Annotated in this window: 13 protein-coding genes; 4 read left to right on the forward strand and 9 right to left on the reverse strand. The window is 63.1% G+C overall.

Translation table 11 applies throughout. The features are described from left to right. Positions 1–7: 7 nt before the first annotated feature. The 7 genes from BBI10_RS15820 to BBI10_RS15850 all read right to left on the reverse strand — a co-directional run bounded on the left by BBI10_RS15820 (position 8) and on the right by BBI10_RS15850 (position 8,648). A complete protein-coding gene (locus BBI10_RS15820) occupies positions 8–1,018 on the reverse strand; it encodes a chemotaxis response regulator protein-glutamate methylesterase (RefSeq protein WP_065989922.1) in 1,011 nt (336 codons plus the stop codon). Continuing rightward, complete coding sequence (locus BBI10_RS15825) at positions 1,015–3,351, reverse strand: hybrid sensor histidine kinase/response regulator (RefSeq protein WP_065989924.1); 2,337 nt, start codon at positions 3,349–3,351, stop codon at positions 1,015–1,017. Before BBI10_RS15825 ends, BBI10_RS15820 begins: the two co-directional genes overlap by 4 nt. Further along, on the reverse strand, positions 3,348–4,031 hold the full coding sequence (locus BBI10_RS15830) for a chemotaxis protein CheW (RefSeq protein WP_065989925.1): 684 nt from the start codon (positions 4,029–4,031) through the stop codon (positions 3,348–3,350). Before BBI10_RS15830 ends, BBI10_RS15825 begins: the two co-directional genes overlap by 4 nt. Beyond that, positions 4,028–5,380 carry a CheR family methyltransferase gene (locus BBI10_RS15835; RefSeq protein ID WP_065989926.1) on the reverse strand — a complete coding sequence of 451 codons (1,353 nt, stop codon included), beginning with the start codon at positions 5,378–5,380 and terminating at the stop codon, positions 4,028–4,030. Before BBI10_RS15835 ends, BBI10_RS15830 begins: the two co-directional genes overlap by 4 nt. Continuing rightward, positions 5,377–5,913 (reverse strand): chemotaxis protein CheW, encoded by a 537-nt coding sequence (locus tag BBI10_RS15840; protein WP_065989927.1) that lies wholly within the window; start codon positions 5,911–5,913, stop codon positions 5,377–5,379. Before BBI10_RS15840 ends, BBI10_RS15835 begins: the two co-directional genes overlap by 4 nt. A gap of 9 nt (positions 5,914–5,922) precedes the next feature. Next, positions 5,923–7,485 carry a methyl-accepting chemotaxis protein gene (locus BBI10_RS15845; RefSeq protein WP_432213752.1) on the reverse strand — a complete coding sequence of 521 codons (1,563 nt, stop codon included), beginning with the start codon at positions 7,483–7,485 and terminating at the stop codon, positions 5,923–5,925. A 404-nt stretch (positions 7,486–7,889) separates the two neighbouring features. Next, positions 7,890–8,648: a tellurite resistance TerB family protein gene (locus tag BBI10_RS15850; protein ID WP_065989930.1), complete on the reverse strand. Its 759-nt coding sequence runs from the start codon at positions 8,646–8,648 to the stop codon at positions 7,890–7,892. Positions 8,649–8,904: 256 nt separating this feature from the next. Here BBI10_RS15850 and ydcS point away from each other — a divergent pair, with 256 nt between their 5' ends. The 4 genes from ydcS (at position 8,905) to BBI10_RS15870 (ending at position 12,944) form a co-directional block, all read left to right on the forward strand. After that, complete coding sequence (gene ydcS / locus BBI10_RS15855) at positions 8,905–10,056, forward strand: putative ABC transporter substrate-binding protein YdcS (protein ID WP_065989932.1); 1,152 nt, start codon at positions 8,905–8,907, stop codon at positions 10,054–10,056. A 99-nt stretch (positions 10,057–10,155) separates the two neighbouring features. Next, on the forward strand, positions 10,156–11,193 hold the full coding sequence (locus BBI10_RS15860; RefSeq protein ID WP_065989934.1) for an ABC transporter ATP-binding protein: 1,038 nt from the start codon (positions 10,156–10,158) through the stop codon (positions 11,191–11,193). Position 11,194: 1 nt separating this feature from the next. Next, positions 11,195–12,145: an ABC transporter permease gene (locus BBI10_RS15865; protein ID WP_065989938.1), complete on the forward strand. Its 951-nt coding sequence runs from the start codon at positions 11,195–11,197 to the stop codon at positions 12,143–12,145. Beyond that, positions 12,135–12,944: an ABC transporter permease gene (locus tag BBI10_RS15870; RefSeq protein ID WP_065989939.1), complete on the forward strand. Its 810-nt coding sequence runs from the start codon at positions 12,135–12,137 to the stop codon at positions 12,942–12,944. The genes BBI10_RS15865 and BBI10_RS15870 overlap by 11 nt, the downstream gene beginning before the upstream one ends. 144 nt (positions 12,945–13,088) lie before the next feature. Here BBI10_RS15870 and BBI10_RS15875 read toward each other — a convergent pair whose 3' ends face one another. Both BBI10_RS15875 and recJ read right to left on the reverse strand, forming a co-directional pair. Continuing rightward, positions 13,089–14,195, reverse strand: coding sequence for an NADH:flavin oxidoreductase/NADH oxidase (locus tag BBI10_RS15875; protein ID WP_065989940.1), 1,107 nt, complete (start codon positions 14,193–14,195; stop codon positions 13,089–13,091). A gap of 265 nt (positions 14,196–14,460) precedes the next feature. Then, on the reverse strand, positions 14,461–16,170 hold the full coding sequence (recJ, locus tag BBI10_RS15880; RefSeq protein ID WP_065989941.1) for a single-stranded-DNA-specific exonuclease RecJ: 1,710 nt from the start codon (positions 16,168–16,170) through the stop codon (positions 14,461–14,463). Positions 16,171–16,267 lie beyond the last annotated feature (97 nt).

Below are 16,267 nucleotides of genomic sequence, written 5' to 3' on the forward strand. Positions count from 1 at the left end.
TGGAAATTCATTGGGTGAATACCTCCTTCAAGCGAGGTGCGATCGAGTCCAGTGAGCGAATTTCCATGGCGGCGTCGATCGCCGCAGCCGCTTTAGGCATGCCGTACACCGCACAGCTTTCCTGATTCTGGGCGATGGTGAGAAAGCCTCGCTGACGCATCAGCTTGAGTCCCTGCGCACCATCACGGCCCATGCCGGTCAACAAAACACCCACTGCGTCACCATTCCAATAGCTGGCCACACTTTCGAAAAACACGTCGATGGAGGGCCTGTAAATTTCGTTAACCGGCTCTGCGGTGTACGCCAGCGTGCCGTTCCTGAGCAGACGAATATGGTGGTTGGTGCCCGCCAGCAGCACCGTGCCCACTTGCGGCGGCTCGCCATCGCGCGCCAGCCTGACCTCAAGCCCCGAAGAGCCGCTCAGCCATTGCGCCATCCCTTCGGCGAATACCTGATCCACGTGCTGCACCAGCACGATGGCGGCCGGAAAGTCATTCGGCAGCGCCTTGAGCAGTATTTCCAGCGCGGCGGGCCCGCCAGCCGATGAGCCGATCGCGATCAACCGCTGACGCTGTGCCGACTCGCGCAGCGGGGGCGGCACGGGGCGCACCCGCGTGTCCCGCTCGCCAATGAGCCAGCCTATATTAAGTATCTTGCGCAACAAAGGCGCGGCGGCATCCCTGGGGTTGCCGGCCCCCAGCGCAGGCGTGTCGACCACGTCCAGCGCGCCATGGCCCATGGCTTCGAACACCCGATGCACATTCTGCTCGCGATCCACGGTGACGATGACGATGGCACACGGCGTCGCCGCCATAATACGTCGAGTCGCCTCCACGCCGTCCATCACCGGCATGATCAGGTCCATCAGTATCAGATCGGGCTTTTGCTGGACGCAACGCTCGACAGCCTCGGCGCCGTTACTGGCCACCCAGACAATCTGGTGCGCCGGCTCGAAAGCCAGCGCGCGACGCAGCGCCTCCACCGCCATGGGCATGTCGTTGACGATGGCGATCTTCATCCCTGCGCATCTCCTATCAACTCAACGACCGCATCGAGCAACGCGTCGTCGTGGAAACTGGCCTTGGCCAGATAGTAATCGGCGCCGGCGTCCAGGCCGCGACGGCGATCTTCTTCACGGTCCTTGTACGACACCACCATCACCGGCAGCGATTGCAGGCGGCTGTCGCGACGCACCAGCGTCACCAGCTCGATGCCGTCCATACGCGGCATGTCAATGTCGGTGATGAGGAGGTCGAAATCCTCACCGCGCAGGGCGTTCCAGCCGTCCATGCCGTCCACGGCCACCGCCACTTCATAGCCACGACTGAGCAACAGTTTGCGTTCCAGTTCGCGCACGGTCAGGGAGTCATCGACCACCAGCACGCGCTTGCGCACCCGTGCGTCAGCCTGACGACTGCGCCGGTCGATGCGTTCCAGGCGTCCGGTATTGAGCAGTTTCTCCACCGAACGCAGCATGTCTTCAACGTCGATGATCAGCACCGCCGAGCCGTCGTCGAGCAACGCGCCGGCGGAGATGTCCTGAACCTTGCCCAGGCGCGGATCCAGCGGCAACACCACCAGGGTGCGTTCGCCGATGAAACGCTCCACGGCAACCCCATACACCGCATCGCGCTCGCGAATCACCACCACTTTGAGCACGTCTTCACTGTGCTGGCTGGCCGGACGGTTGAGCAGCTGAGTGGCGGCTACCAGCCCTACGTGGCGCTCTTCATGCCAGAAATGCTGACGCCCTTCCAGCTGCACGATTTCGTCGGCGCGCACGTCACGCATGCGCTCGATGTGCGCCAGCGGAAAGGCATACGCTTCGCCGCCGACGTCCACCACCAGACTGCGCACCACCGACAGGGTCAGCGGCACTTCGAGATGGAAACGGCTGCCCTTCCCCGCGCGCTGGTCCAGTTCGACGCCGCCACGCAGCTGCCGGACCATGTGCTGAACCGCATCCAGACCGACGCCTCGACCGGACACTTCAGTGACTTTGTCGCGCATGCTGAACCCGGGCAGGAACAGGAAGCTCAGCAGTTCCTCCTCGCTCAACTGCGCAGCGGTTTCGGCGGGCGAGAGTTTGCGATCGATGATGCTTTGGCGCAGACGCTCAAGATCCACCCCGGCGCCGTCGTCGATCAGCTCGACCACCAGCAAACCGGCCTGGTGAGAGGCCTTCAGCTTAATCAGCCCCTCGGCTGGCTTACCGATGGCGACGCGCTGCTCGGGCAGCTCGATGCCATGGTCGACGGCGTTGCGCAGCAAGTGGGTCAATGGCGCTTCAAGTTTTTCCAGCACGTCGCGATCGACCTGAGTCTTTTCGCCGTCGATCTCAAGCCGCACCTGCTTGCCCAGCGAGCGGCCCAGATCACGGACCATGCGCGCCTGCCCCGCCAGCACGTCGGCAAACGGTCGCATGCGGCAGGCCAGCGCCGTGTCGTAGAGCAGTTGCGCGCGTTGCGAGGCCTGCCAGCCGAACTCGTCGAGGTCCGCCGTTTGTTGAATCAGCAAATGCTGCGCTTCGCCGAGCAGCCGCCGCGCTTCGTCCAGCGCCTTCTGCGCGTCGGGATCGGTGTTGGCGCCGAGCAAGGCTTCGAGACTGTCCAGCGCTCGGGTCGCACCGGTCTGGGTGCGTTTGACCCGTTGCATCGCGGCCAGATACGGCTTCAGCCGTTGGGTCTCGACCAGCGACTTGCTCGACAGGTCCAGCAGGTTGTTCAAGCGTTCGGCGGTGACGCGCAGGACCCGTTCGCCGGTCTCGACCACACGTCGTTCACCGGGACCCTCCGTTTTGAGCGCAGGGTCCGGAACGGGTTCGACAGTGGAAGCTGCCAGCTCTTCAGCCGCCGAATCCTGCGCCGACTGAAGCGAGGTGACCAGCGACTGCGCGTTGGCCAGCAGGATGTCTTCGAGGGAAGGCAGCGCGGTCGGCACCAGCATGGCTTTCATCGCCGGATCGTCGCTGACCATGTTGTTCATCAGCGCCACATAGCCGTCGACATCTGCCTGAGGCACGGTGGCGCCAGGCGTGGCGATGCGCATCAGCAAATCGGTGCCCATCAGCAGAGCGTCGATGTGCTCGGGCAGTAGGTGCAATCGCCCTTCCTGGGCACTGACCAGGCAATCTTCCATGACGTGGGAAACGCTGACGCCGGCGTTGACCCCGACAATACGCGCCGCGCCTTTCAGCGAATGGGCCGCGCGCATGCACGCTTCCAGTTGATCGGCCTGGGTCGGATTGCGCTCAAGGGCCAACAGGCCTGCGCTCAACACGTGGGTCTGCGCTTCCGCCTCCAGGGTGAAGAGTTCGAACAGCGACGCATCGCGCATTTGATCGGGCGTCATGTCAGGCTCCGGTTCACAGCCGACAACAGGTGGTCTTCATCGAGCAGGCGCAAGCTGCGGTTTTTCCATTGCACGACCCCTCGGGTGAAGCGCGCGTTGCTGTTCTGCGTCGACGCCGAGGCACTGTCCAGCAGACGCGCCTCAATGGCATGAATGCCGTCGACTTCGTCCACCGGCACCACCACCGGACCGCCGTCTGCCGAAACGATCAGCATGCGCGGCAATGTTCGGGCGTCACCCACCGGCGCGACTGAAGGGTCCAGCCCGAGCAGTTCGACGAACGACAGGCACGCCACCAGGGCGCCGCGCACATTGGCAACCCCCAGCAAGGCGCGGGAACGCTGGTGCGGAAGGGAATGAATGGCTTGCACCGGCGACACTTCCACCAGACACCGGGTCGGCAGACCGAGCCACTCTTCGCCCAGACGAAACACCACGGTCGAGCGGGTTTCGACGTCGACGGCCAGCGCATCGGTGTGCATCGACACGCGCTGCTCCTGCGCCAGCGAATAGCGGTCGAGCAAGCGCGTGGCTGCGGCCGAGTAGACGGAGCAGTTACGGCAATGAATATGATCGGCAAGCAGCGGACAGGAGCGGTCGCCATGGATGCCAATGCGGTTCCAGCAGTCGTCGATCGCCTCGGCGTCGTCGCTGACCAGCTCTGTGTGTACGCGACTCATCCACTGTGTCCTTCTTTAGTGACACCCCGTGCCGCGCGCTCCTGCAGCCGCCGGGCCCCTGCGCTGTCGCCCTGGGCGGCGAGGAGCGCGGCCAGTTGCGCCAGGGTTTCCGGATGCTGTGGTTGCAGATACAACGCCTTGCGATAAAACCCTTGTGCCGCGCTCGTCTCCCCCGCCACTTCGCTGAGCAGGCCCAGCCAGTAAAACACCGGCGCCACGGGGTCGAAGCGCTTGAGGTACTGCTCGCACGCCACCTTCGCCTCGCCACTGCGGCCTTCGTTGGCAAGGACGGCGATGCTGCGCAGCAACTCGGCTGCTTCGCCGCTGCCAGCGCCCGGCGCCGCAGGCTTGATGTCCGGTCTGAGCGCAGCCCTGCGTTCTTCAGCCAGCGCAGGATCACCCAACAACCTCGGCGCAAAGGCCTGGGGTTTAAGGGTGCCGCGCGACGGGGCCGAGGCTGAGCGAGCAGACGTTGAGTAAGCAGGCAAAGCATCGTTTCGCGACGGCGGCATGGCTGGGGCAGTCAGCCCGCCGTGGGGTTCGGAAACGGCCTCGTCACGCCGACGAAAGGCAAAGGATTGGGGAATGCCGATCGACACCATGCCCATGCGCCCGAGCAGGCTGCCCTCGGCGGGGCCGATAAACAGCACGCCGTCGTCGCGGGTCATGCGTTTGAGCGCCTCGAAGCCCTGACGCTGAGTCTCGACGTCGAAGTAGATCAGCAGGTTGCGGCAGAACACGAAATCGTAGGCCGACTGCGCCACCGGCATGGCGGGATCGAGAAGGTTGCCGGACTGAAAGCGGACCTGATCACGTACGCGCATCTCCAGACGATAGCCCTCTTCGGCCGCGTTGAAGAAACGCTCCCGAAAACCCAGTTGATCCCCACGAAAGGAGTTCTTGCCATACACGCCCTGGCGCGCGCGCTGGATCGAAAGCGGGCTGATGTCCACCGCCTCGACGCTGAACTGCGGGCCTCGCAAACCGGCGTCGAACAGCGCCATGGCGATGGAATAAGGCTCCTCGCCGGTGGAGCACGGCAGGCTGAGAATCCGCAGCGGACGCACGCCATTGAGCTGCGCCAGTCGGGCATTGGCCAGCTTGCCGAGGGTGACGAAGGATTCCGGGTAACGGAAAAACCACGTTTCGGGGACGATCACCGCTTCGATCAGCGCCTGTTGCTCGTCCGCCGAAACCAGCAGCGTCTGCCAGTAATCGTCGTGGTCCCGCGCCTTGGACAGCGTGCAGCGCTGACGCACGGCGCGCTCGATGATCGCCTCGCCCACCGACGCGACGTCCAGCCCGATGCGGTCCTTTAGGAAAGCGAAGAAACGCGCATCGCTGCTCATGGCGTGGCCTCGAAGGCATCCAGGCTCATGGGCTGTTCGGGAAACAACAGTTCGCGCACAGCGTCGCTGAGCAAGTCTTCCACGCGTATCCACTGCAGCAGGCCGTGTTCGTCTTCGCGCACCGGCCCCAGATACGGCGCCTGGGCGTTGTCCAGGCCGTAGGCTTTGAATTCATGGGGCGAGCAGCGCAGCGTGTCGGTTGCCTGTTCGAGGATCAACCCCAGCTCACGCGGGGGACGATCACCGCCCAGGCGATAGTGCACCAGCACCAGCCGCGTGCTGGTGCGCAGCTGGGAGGGATGGCCGAAGGTCAGCGCGCTGAGGTCGATGACAGGGACGATTGCACCCCGGTGGGCGAATACACCGGCGACCCAGTGCGGCGCTTGCGCGATGGGCTTGAGCACCAGCCGTGGCAGCACTTCGGCGACTTCTGTCGCTTGCAGCGCATAACGTTCCGCACCGATACGGAACAGCAGAAACAGCTTGCTCTTCGGCAATACCGCAGCGCTGCGCTTGGCTGAATGCTCGATCATGGGCCTGACTCAGACCTTGAAACGCGAAACGCCGCTACGCAGCCCCACCGCCACCTGGCTCAGCTCATCGATGGCAAAGCTGGCCTGACGCAGGGATTCAACGGTCTGGCTGCTGGCATCACCCAACTGCACCAGCGCCTGGTTGATCTGTTCGGCGCCAGTGGCCTGGGCCTGCATGCCTTCGTTAACCATTAAGACACGCGGCGCGAGGGCCTGCACCTGATGAATGATCTGCGAAAGCTGCTCGCCGACCTGAGTCACTTCGTACATGCCGCGACGCACTTCTTCGGAGAATTTGTCCATGCCCATGACGCCCGCCGACACCGCCGACTGGATCTCCCGAACCATCTGCTCGATGTCGTAGGTGGCCACGGCGGTCTGGTCGGCCAGACGCCGGACCTCGGTCGCCACCACGGCGAAACCACGGCCATATTCGCCGGCTTTTTCGGCTTCGATGGCGGCGTTGAGCGACAGCAGGTTGGTCTGGTCGGCGACTTTGACGATGGTCACCACCACCTGATTGATGTTGCCGGCCTTCTCATTGAGGATCGCCAGCTTGGAGTTGACCAGATCGGCCGCGCCCATGACCGAGTGCATGGTTTCTTCCATGCGTGCCAGGCCTTGCTGACCGGAGCCCGCCAGGACCGAAGCCTGATCCGCAGCCGAGGTCACTTCCGTCATGGTGCGCACCAGATCCCGGGACGTCGCGGCAATCTCGCGGGACGTGGCGCCGATTTCCGTAGTGGTAGCGGCGGTCTCGGTGGCCGTGGCTTGTTGCTGTTTGGAGGTCGCGGCGATCTCGGTCACCGAGGTGGTCACTTGAATCGACGAGCGCTGGGCCTGGGACACCAGTGCGGCGAGCTCGGCGACCATGTCGTTAAAGCCGGTTTGCACCGATCCGAACTCATCGTTGCGGTCCAGTGCCAGCCGCGTGCTCAGGTCGCCAGTGCGCATGATGTCGAGGATCTGCACGATGCGGTTCATCGGCGCCAGAATTGCGCGCATCAGCAACAGGCCGCACGCAGCTGCTGCCAGCAGAGCGATGATCAGCGAGATGCCGAGGGTGATCTTGGCGCTGGAAACCGCGGCCTGGATGGCGTCGGACGCCTTGTCGGCGACCACCTTGTTCTTGGCGCCGAGTGCATTGAGTTCCTTGCGACCCTCAAACCAGGCGGGCGTGAGTTGCTCGGCAAACATCCGTTGGGACAGCGCATAGTTATCGCCCTGATAGGCCGCTAGCACACCGTTGAGCACTAGCTGATAGCGCTCGCGCAACTGCAGAAACTGGGCGAAGTCATTGCGATCGGATTCGTCGAAGATGCTTTTCTGGTAATTGACGATCTGCGCCTGCAGGCGGTCTTCGAAGTCTTTGTACTGGTCTTCTTCAGCGCTGGTGAGGTCGCGTCCGGCGCCCTCACTGAGTAAATGCTGAGTGGCTACATAGCTTTCAACCCAGGCGCCGCGCACGGTGCTGCTGTAAAAAACGCCGGGCAGCGCGTCCAGCCGTACGGCATCGCCACTGCTCTCGATCACCAGCAAGCGATTGAATGCCGCAACCACCATCAACAGCATGATGGCGATGATGACAGCGAAGCTCGCCAAAATCCGTTGACGCAACGTCCAGTTCTTCACAGTCAGCCCTCAAGGGTTCAACGCCGGCATGACCGGGTTAAGAAGCGGACCGACAGACGGTCCAAAGCGAGCGGGAGTATAGCCTAGTGCCTTACCGACACTCGGGGTGTTTCTGACGAGGAAAACGCCATAACACACAGCCATATCGGAAATGTCTTACACGCTATCGGCTTGATGTGGCGTTGCTTGATGGTACGAATGCGCCGCGGGCGGATGTCTGGGTGGGACTTTCGTAGCGAGGAATAAGAATGCGGGTCAGGCCCCAGTGATTGTGGGGCCTGACCCAACAGGTTTGCGGCTATTGGCCGTCGTATCCGTGCCGGATCGCAGGGCGGACAGACGGTTTACGGCTGGGCCTGACGCACCTGCTGCTCAAGCTCGGTCTTCAACGCCGGGTCGAGTTTCAGTTGCTTGGCGAGTTCGTCCAGGTAAGCGCGCTCCATGAAGTGCTCTTCGTCGACCATCATTACGCTGGCCAGGTACATCTCGGCAGCGATTTCCGGGGTTTGCGCCGCACGGGCGACATCGACAGGGTCCAGTGGTTTGTTCAGCTCGGCGTGGAGCCACTGCTGCAGTTCATTGTCGCCGGTGATGCGGGTGAACTCGCCTTCGATGAGTTCGCGTTCACGGTCGTCGACGTGGCCGTCAGCCTTGGCCGCGGCCACCAGCGCCCGCAGGATGGCCTCGCTGTGCTGTTCAACCTGGGCCGGTGGCACGCGGTCAACGGTTTGCGGCTCAACCGGTTGCGCCACCCCCTGACTCGCCTGCCAGTTGCCATAGGCCTTGTACGCCAGCACGCCCAACGCTGCGAGCCCGCCGTAGGTCAGCGCTTTGCCGCCCATTTTGCGTGCGCCTTTGTTGCCCATCAGCAAGCCCATCGCGCCCGCCGCCAACGCACCGCCGCCAGCACCGGAGAGCAGCCCGCCAAGGCTGCCGCCCAGCTTGCCTCCCAGACCGCTGCCGCCGACCTTGCCAAGCAGATCGCCAAGCCCGCCCTGCCCGTTTTGCCCGCTTTTGCCGCTCTTGTCGTGAGCGCCGGCCTTGTTTTGCAGCAGGTCCTGACCGGATTTCAACAATTGATCAAGTAAACCGCGCGTGTTCATGACTTCACCTTCAGAAATGGGGACAGACGATTCGACCCGCAGGTTAAGGCGAAGGCACCGACGCACGTCGGGCGGGTTTGCTTCTGAATGTTGCGGCGACTGAGCGTCCAGAGTCCGGACGGGTTTTCACTCAATCGCATCCGCCTGCAGGAATGGGCTCGGTATTTGCTGCGTGAAGTTTGTCGGGGATCGAACGGGGCACTACGCTCTGCACCACCGATCTCTGCCCAAACCACCACCATGAGGCAAACCCACCATGTCCGTGCACAAGACCGCGATTCTGAGCGCCGTGATTACCGCACTATTCACCAGCGGCGCGGTGCAGGCCGCTGAAGCACTCACGGCGGTGGGCGATGGCGAGGGGCAGCTGGATATGGTGGCGTGGCCGGGTTACATCGAGCGAGGCGAAAGCGACAAGGCCTACGACTGGGTGACCGGCTTCGAGCAGGAGACCGGCTGCAAGGTCAACGTCAAGACCGCTGCAACCTCCGACGAGATGGTCAGCCTGATGAACAAGGGCGGCTATGACCTGGTCACCGCGTCGGGCGACGCGTCGTTGCGGCTGATCGCCGGCAAGCGCGTGCAGCCCATCGATCCCACGCTGATCCCGAACTGGAAAACCCTCGACCCGCGCCTGAAAGATGGTCCGTGGTACACGGTTGAAAACAAAACGTACGGCACGCCGTACCAGTGGGGCCCGAACGTGCTGATGTACAACACCAACGTGTTCAAGACGCCGCCGGTGAGCTGGAGCGTGGTGTTCGAGCCGCAGGATTTGCCCGACGGCAAACCGAACAAGGGCCGGGTCCAGGCCTACGACGGGCCGATCTACATCGCCGACGCCGCGCTGTATTTGAAGACGGCCAAGCCGGAACTGAACATCGTCGATCCCTATCAGCTCACCGAGACCCAGTACAAGGCCGTGCTCGATCTGCTACGCGCCCAGCAGCCGCTGGTTCATCGCTACTGGCATGACGCGACGGTGCAGATGAGCGACGTGAAAAACGAAGGCGTGGCGGCGTCGAGTTCGTGGGGCTACATGGTCAACGGGCTGGTTGCCGACAAACAACCCGTGGCCTCGACCATCCCCCAGGAAGGCGCCACTGGCTGGGCCGACACGACGATGTTGCACGCCGAAGCCAAACACCCGAACTGCGCCTACAAATGGATGAACTGGTCGCTGCAACCGAAAGTTCAGGGTGACGTTGCCGCCTGGTTCGGCTCCCTGCCGGTGGTGCCGGACGCCTGCAAGGGCAACGCACTGCTCGGCGCCGAGGGCTGCGAAACCAACGGATTTGACCTGTTCGAGAAAATCGCCTTCTGGAAAACCCCACAGGCTGAGGGCGGCAAGTACGTGCCGTACAGCCGCTGGACGCAGGATTACATTGCGATCATGGGTGGGCGTTAGACGCCTGTATCGCCCGCTCCGGGTTCATTCAAATGCATCCAGCCCCGTTGCTGTGACGGCAGGGGCTGTCAATCGACCTGATTTCCGGAATCAAACGCCATGACCCACGCCGTCCAGTTCACCCAGGTCTCGCGGCTGTTCGGCGAGGTGAAAGCCGTGGACCGGGTGTCCATCGACATCCAGGAAGGCGAGTTCTTTTCCATGCTGGGCCCTTCGGGTTCCGGCAAAACCACCTGCCTGCGCCTGATCGCAGGCTTCGAGCAACCCAGCGCCGGCTCGATCCGCATTCATGGTCAGGAAGCCGCCGGCCTGCCGCCCTACCAGCGCGACGTCAACACCGTGTTTCAGGACTACGCGCTGTTCCCGCACATGAACGTGCAGGACAACGTCGCCTACGGCCTGAAAGTCAAAGGCGTCGGCAAGGCCGAACGGATCAAGCGGGCCGACGAGGCCCTGAACATGGTCGCCCTTGATGGCTACGGCGCGCGCAAACCCGCGCAACTGTCCGGCGGCCAGCGCCAGCGTGTAGCCCTGGCGCGGGCACTGGTCAATCGCCCGCGGGTGTTGCTGCTCGACGAACCCCTCGGCGCCCTCGACCTGAAGCTGCGCGAACAGATGCAGAGCGAACTGAAAAAACTGCAGCGCCAACTGGGCATCACCTTCATCTTCGTCACCCACGACCAGACTGAAGCGCTGTCGATGTCGGACCGGGTCGCAGTGTTTAACAAAGGCCGCATCGAGCAGGTCGATACGCCACGCAATCTGTACATGAAACCGGCCACGACCTTCGTGGCAGAGTTCGTGGGCACCTCCAACGTCGTGCATGGTGAACTGGCGCAGATGTTGAGCGGCAATCCGGGCGCGTTTTCGATTCGACCGGAGCACATCCGTTTTGCCGAGGGCGGCACTGTGACGCACGACATTCAGCTCAGCGGCGTGCTGCACGACATTCAATACCAGGGCAGTGCCACCCGCTACGAGGTCAGACTGGACAACGGCCAGACGCTCACCGTCAGCCAGGCCAACGATCAGTGGCTGGACACCGGCGCGCATCATCGACCGGGGCAACCCGTCACCGTTCGCTGGGCGCGGGAAGCGATGATTACGTTGCATGACACGCCGGTTGAGGCGCCGTGAGATGGGTCAGACCTTCACAGGCTTGGCACCGACGCAACGGCCATCGCCACTCCGGCGCTTTTCCAACTTGCTGTATCGACGCCCGAATCTGTACCTGTCGCTGCTGCTGATCCCGCCGCTGCTGTGGTTCGGCGCGATTTACCTCGGCTCGCTGCTGGGCCTGTTGTGGCAGGGCTTCTATACCTTCGACGACTTCAGCATGACTGTGACGCCGGACCTGACCCTGGCGAACTTCGGCGCGCTGTTCAACCCGGCCAATTTCGACGTCATCCGGCGCACCCTGGTCATGGCGGTTGCAGTGTCCATCGCCAGCGCCATCGTCGCCTTCCCCATCGCCTATTACATGGCGCGCTACACCACCGGCAAAACCAAGGCGTTCTTCTACATTGCGGTGATGATGCCCATGTGGGCCAGCTACATCGTCAAGGCCTACGCGTGGACGCTGTTGCTGGCCAAGGGCGGCGTGGCGCAATGGTTCGTGCAGCATCTGGGGCTGGCGCCGGTGTTGGAGTGGCTGTTGAGCGTGCCCGGCATTGGTGGCAGCACATTGTCGACCTCGCACCTTGGGCGTTTCATGGTGTTCGTCTACATCTGGCTGCCGTTCATGATCCTGCCGATTCAGGCCTCCCTCGAACGCCTGCCGCCCTCTTTGCTGCACGCCTCCGCCGACCTCGGTGCCACGCCCCGGCAAACGTTCATGCAGGTGATTCTGCCGCTGTCGGTGCCAGGAATTGCGGCGGGCTCGATCTTCACGTTTTCGCTGACGCTGGGGGATTTCATCGTGCCGCAACTGATCGGCCCGCCGGGCTACTTCATTGGCAGCATGGTCTACGCGCAGCAAGGCGCCATCGGCAACATGCCCATGGCCGCGGCATTCACGCTGGTGCCAATCGTGCTGATCGCGGTTTATCTGGCTATTGTCAAACGACTGGGGGCTTTCGATGCACTCTGAAAGAGCGTCGTGGGGCCTGAAGATCGCCGCCTGGGGCGGGCTGGTATTCCTGCACTTTCCGATCCTGATCATCTTCGTCTACGCCTTCAACACCGAAGACGCCGCCTTCAGCTTCCCGCCGAAGGGTTTCACTCTGAAGTGGATCGGCGTGGCGTTCGCGCGGCCCGACGTCCTGGAGTCGATCAAGCTGTCGCTGCAAATCGCCTGCATTGCCACACTGATCGCCCTCGTGCTCGGGACGCTGGCCTCGGCGGCGCTGTACAGGCGGGACTTCTTCGGCAAGGACGGCATTTCGCTGATGCTGATTCTGCCCATCGCCCTGCCCGGCATCATCACCGGATTGGCCTTGTTGTCGGCGTTCAAGACCCTGGGGATCGAGCCAGGGATGTTCACCATCATTGTCGGCCACGCGACCTTCTGCGTGGTGATCGTCTACAACAACGTCATCGCCCGCCTGCGCCGCACCTCCCACAGCCTGATCGAAGCGTCGATGGACCTCGGTGCCGATGGCTGGCAGACCTTCCGCTACATCGTCATGCCCAACCTGGGCTCGGCGCTGCTGGCCGGCGGCATGCTGGCGTTTGCCCTGTCGTTCGACGAAATCATCGTCACCACCTTCACCGCCGGGCACGAACGCACCCTGCCCATCTGGCTGCTCAACGAACTCAGCCGCCCGCGGGACGTGCCGGTGACCAACGTCGTGGCGATGCTCGTGATGATGGTGACCCTGCTGCCGATCCTCGGCGCGTACTACCTGACTCGGGGCGGGGAAAGCGTGGCGGGGAGTGAGGGGAAGTGAAGGGCTATCTTCATTCCGGAGGCCGACGCAGGACAAATGTGGGAGTGACCGGGGTGGCGCTCCCACATGCATCTTCTCCAATATAACCAGCATCACAGAGCCAGAGATGCTGGAGCAGTGCAGATCAGCTATTCAGCGGTGTGATCAATCCCGCAAATCCGACTCATGAATCGGCTGATCGCGGTGCGTTGCTCGCTGGTATTGCGCAGGCCATGTGGCCTGGCGTCCACCGAGCGCCTCGTCGGCTTGCAGCGGCCAGTACGGATCGCGCAGCAGTTCGCGGGCGAGGAAAATCAGGTCTGCCTGGCCGGTACGCAGAATGGTGTCGGCCTGGGTGGGTTCGGTGATCATGCCCACGGTGCCGGTAGCAATGCCGGACTCGTTGCGCACGCGAGCGGCGAACTCGGTTTGATAGCCCGGGCCCACGGGGATCTCGGCTTTCGCCGCAGTGCCGCCGGAGGACACGTCAACAAGATCAACGTCCAACTCTTTCAAGCGCTTTGCCAGCTCAACGGTTTCGTCCGCAGTCCACCCGCCGTCCACCCAGTCGGTGGCCGAGACGCGCACGAACAACGGCAGGCCTGCAGGCCAGACGTCGCGCACGGCTTTGGTGATTTCAAGCGTCAGACGAATGCGGTTTTCGAACGAGCCACCGTATTGATCCTGACGCTGGTTGCTCAGCGGCGACAGGAACTGATGCAGCAGATAACCGTGGGCAGCGTGAATTTCGACGACTTCGAAACCTGCGGTCAAGGCACGTTTGGCGGCGTCGACGAACGCCTTGATCACGTCCTGAATCTGGGCTTCATCCAGCGGGGTGGGCACGGTGTAGGTCGGGTCGAATGGGATCTTCGAGGGCCCCCAGGTCGCCCAGCCACCCTGGTCGGCAGGGATGGCGCCACTCTGGCTCACCCATGGCCGCCATGTACTGGCCTTGCGTCCGGCATGGGACAGCTGAATGCCGGCAACCACGCCCTGTGCTTTGATGAATCGAGTGATGCGTTGCAGCGGCTCGATGTGCTCGTCGTTCCAGATGCCGAGGTCTTCCGGGGTAATGCGCCCATCCTGGGTCACCGCCGCCGCTTCAGTGAAAATCAGCCCTGCGCCGCCGACCGCGCGGCTGCCCAGATGGACCAAATGCCAGTCATTGGCCAGGCCGTCGGCGCAGCAGTACTGACACATTGGCGAAACCACGATGCGATTGCGCAGTGTCAGTTGGCGAAGGGTATAGGGTTCAAGCAGCAGGCTCATGGGGGACCTCTCAGATCGTGTGGCAGGTTCCTTACGTGCGAACCTTGAGCCTAGTCGACAACCCGAGCGAAGTGAGGGTTCAGTCATTTCCCGGCTGAAGCCGGTCCTACCGAGACACCGCGTACGTCCGTAGGACTGGCTTTAGCCGGGAAGGCGTCAGCAGGCACACCGCGAGATTGAGGGTGCCCACGCAGGCCGCTTCCCGGCTAAAGCCGGTCCTACCAGCGCGTACACCCGTAGGTTGGCTTTAGCCGAACCCAATGAATCAACGCGGTGAAAGATGAACCACCATCAGTTGCACGGTTTCGTTGCCGCGAAATTCGTTCAGGTCCAGCTTGTAGGCCAGCTCGACCCAGCGCACAGTCGGGTTGGGCCATACGTCGCGGTCGACGCTGAAGGCGATGCCGTCAAGCTTCACGCTGCCGCACTCGGTCTTGAGTACCATCTTCAGATGGCGCTCGCCGACCACCCGCTGCTCCACCAGCTGGAACACGCCATGGAACAACGGTTCGGGAAAGTGCTGCCCCCACGGGCCGGCATTGCGCAGGGCACGGGCCAGTTCCAAATGAAATTCTTCCACCGCCAAGGTGCCGTCGGACAACAGCCGGCCGGTCAGGTCTTCTTCCTTGAGCTGGCGGCGAACCTCGGTGTCGAAGGCCTCGGCGAATGCCGGGAAGTTGCCTTCCGGCAGCGACAGCCCGGCCGCCATCGCGTGGCCGCCGAACTTGCTGATCAGCTCGGGATGTTTCGCCGCCACGGCATCCAGTGCGTCGCGGATGTGAAAGCCGGGTACCGAACGCGCCGACCCCTTCAGCACACCCTCGCCGGCGCTGGCGAACGCGATAGTCGGGCGGTGATAACGCTCTTTCAGGCGCGAAGCCAGAATGCCGATCACGCCCTGGTGCCACTCGGGTTCGAACAGGCACAGCCCAAACGGCATCGACTCCAGCGGCAGGTCCTTGAGCTGGGCGAGCGCCTCGCGCTGCATGCCCTGCTCGATGGATTTGCGGTCCTGATTGAGCTCGTCCAGACGCACCGCCATTTCCCGCGCCTCGGTCTCGTCATCACACAGCAGGCATTCGATGCCCAGGCTCATGTCATCCAGACGCCCGGCCGCATTCAGGCGCGGGCCGATGATGAACCCCAGATCGGTGGAGGTGATGCGCGACGCCTCGCGACGGGCGACCTCCAGAATGGCGCGCAAACCCGGACGTGCACGCCCGGCGCGGATGCGCATCAGCCCCTGGTGCACCAGAATCCGGTTGTTGGCATCCAGCGGCACCACGTCAGCGACGCTGCCCAAGGCCACCAGATCCAGCAACTCGCCCAGGTTGGGTTGAGCGCGGCCCTCGAACCAGCCGATGTCCCGCAGTCGCGCGCGCAAGGCCATCAATACATAAAAGATCACGCCGACGCCGGCCAGCGACTTGCTCGGGAAGGTGCAGCCGGGCTGGTTCGGGTTAACGATGGCATCAGCCGCCGGCAATTCGTGGCCGGGCAGGTGGTGATCGGTGACCAACACCTGCAAGCCCGCCGCTTTCGCTGCCGCAACGCCTTCGACGCTGGAAATGCCGTTGTCCACGGTCATCAGCAAATCGGGCTGACGTTCAAGGGCGACCTGGACGATTTCAGGTGTCAGGCCGTAACCGAATTCGAAACGATTCGGCACTAGGTAGTCCACGTGCGCGGCACCGAGCAAGCGCAGGCCCATCACGCCGACGGTGCTGGCCGTCGCGCCGTCGGCATCGAAGTCGCCCACGATGAGAATGCGATGGCGCTGCTGCAACGCCGTCACCAGCAGCTCGACAGCGGCGTCGATGCCCTTGAGCTGTTGATACGGAATCAATCGGGCAAGGCCCTTGTCGAGTTCTGCCTCCGAGGCGACACCGCGGGCCGCGTACAGCCGGGTGAGCAAGGGTGGCAGGTCGCCAAGAAAAGGCAGGGTGTCAGGTAACTCGCGTGGTTCGATGCGCATTCAGGTTCCGCTGGGATTCTCGTTGGGACTGGCAGGAGGCAGCGATGACGTCGCGATGGCTTGGCAACAGCATCGCGAGGCCGTCGCGGTGCAGGCG

Source organism: Pseudomonas graminis, from assembly GCF_001705435.1.
Lineage (GTDB): Bacteria > Pseudomonadota > Gammaproteobacteria > Pseudomonadales > Pseudomonadaceae > Aquipseudomonas > Aquipseudomonas graminis_B.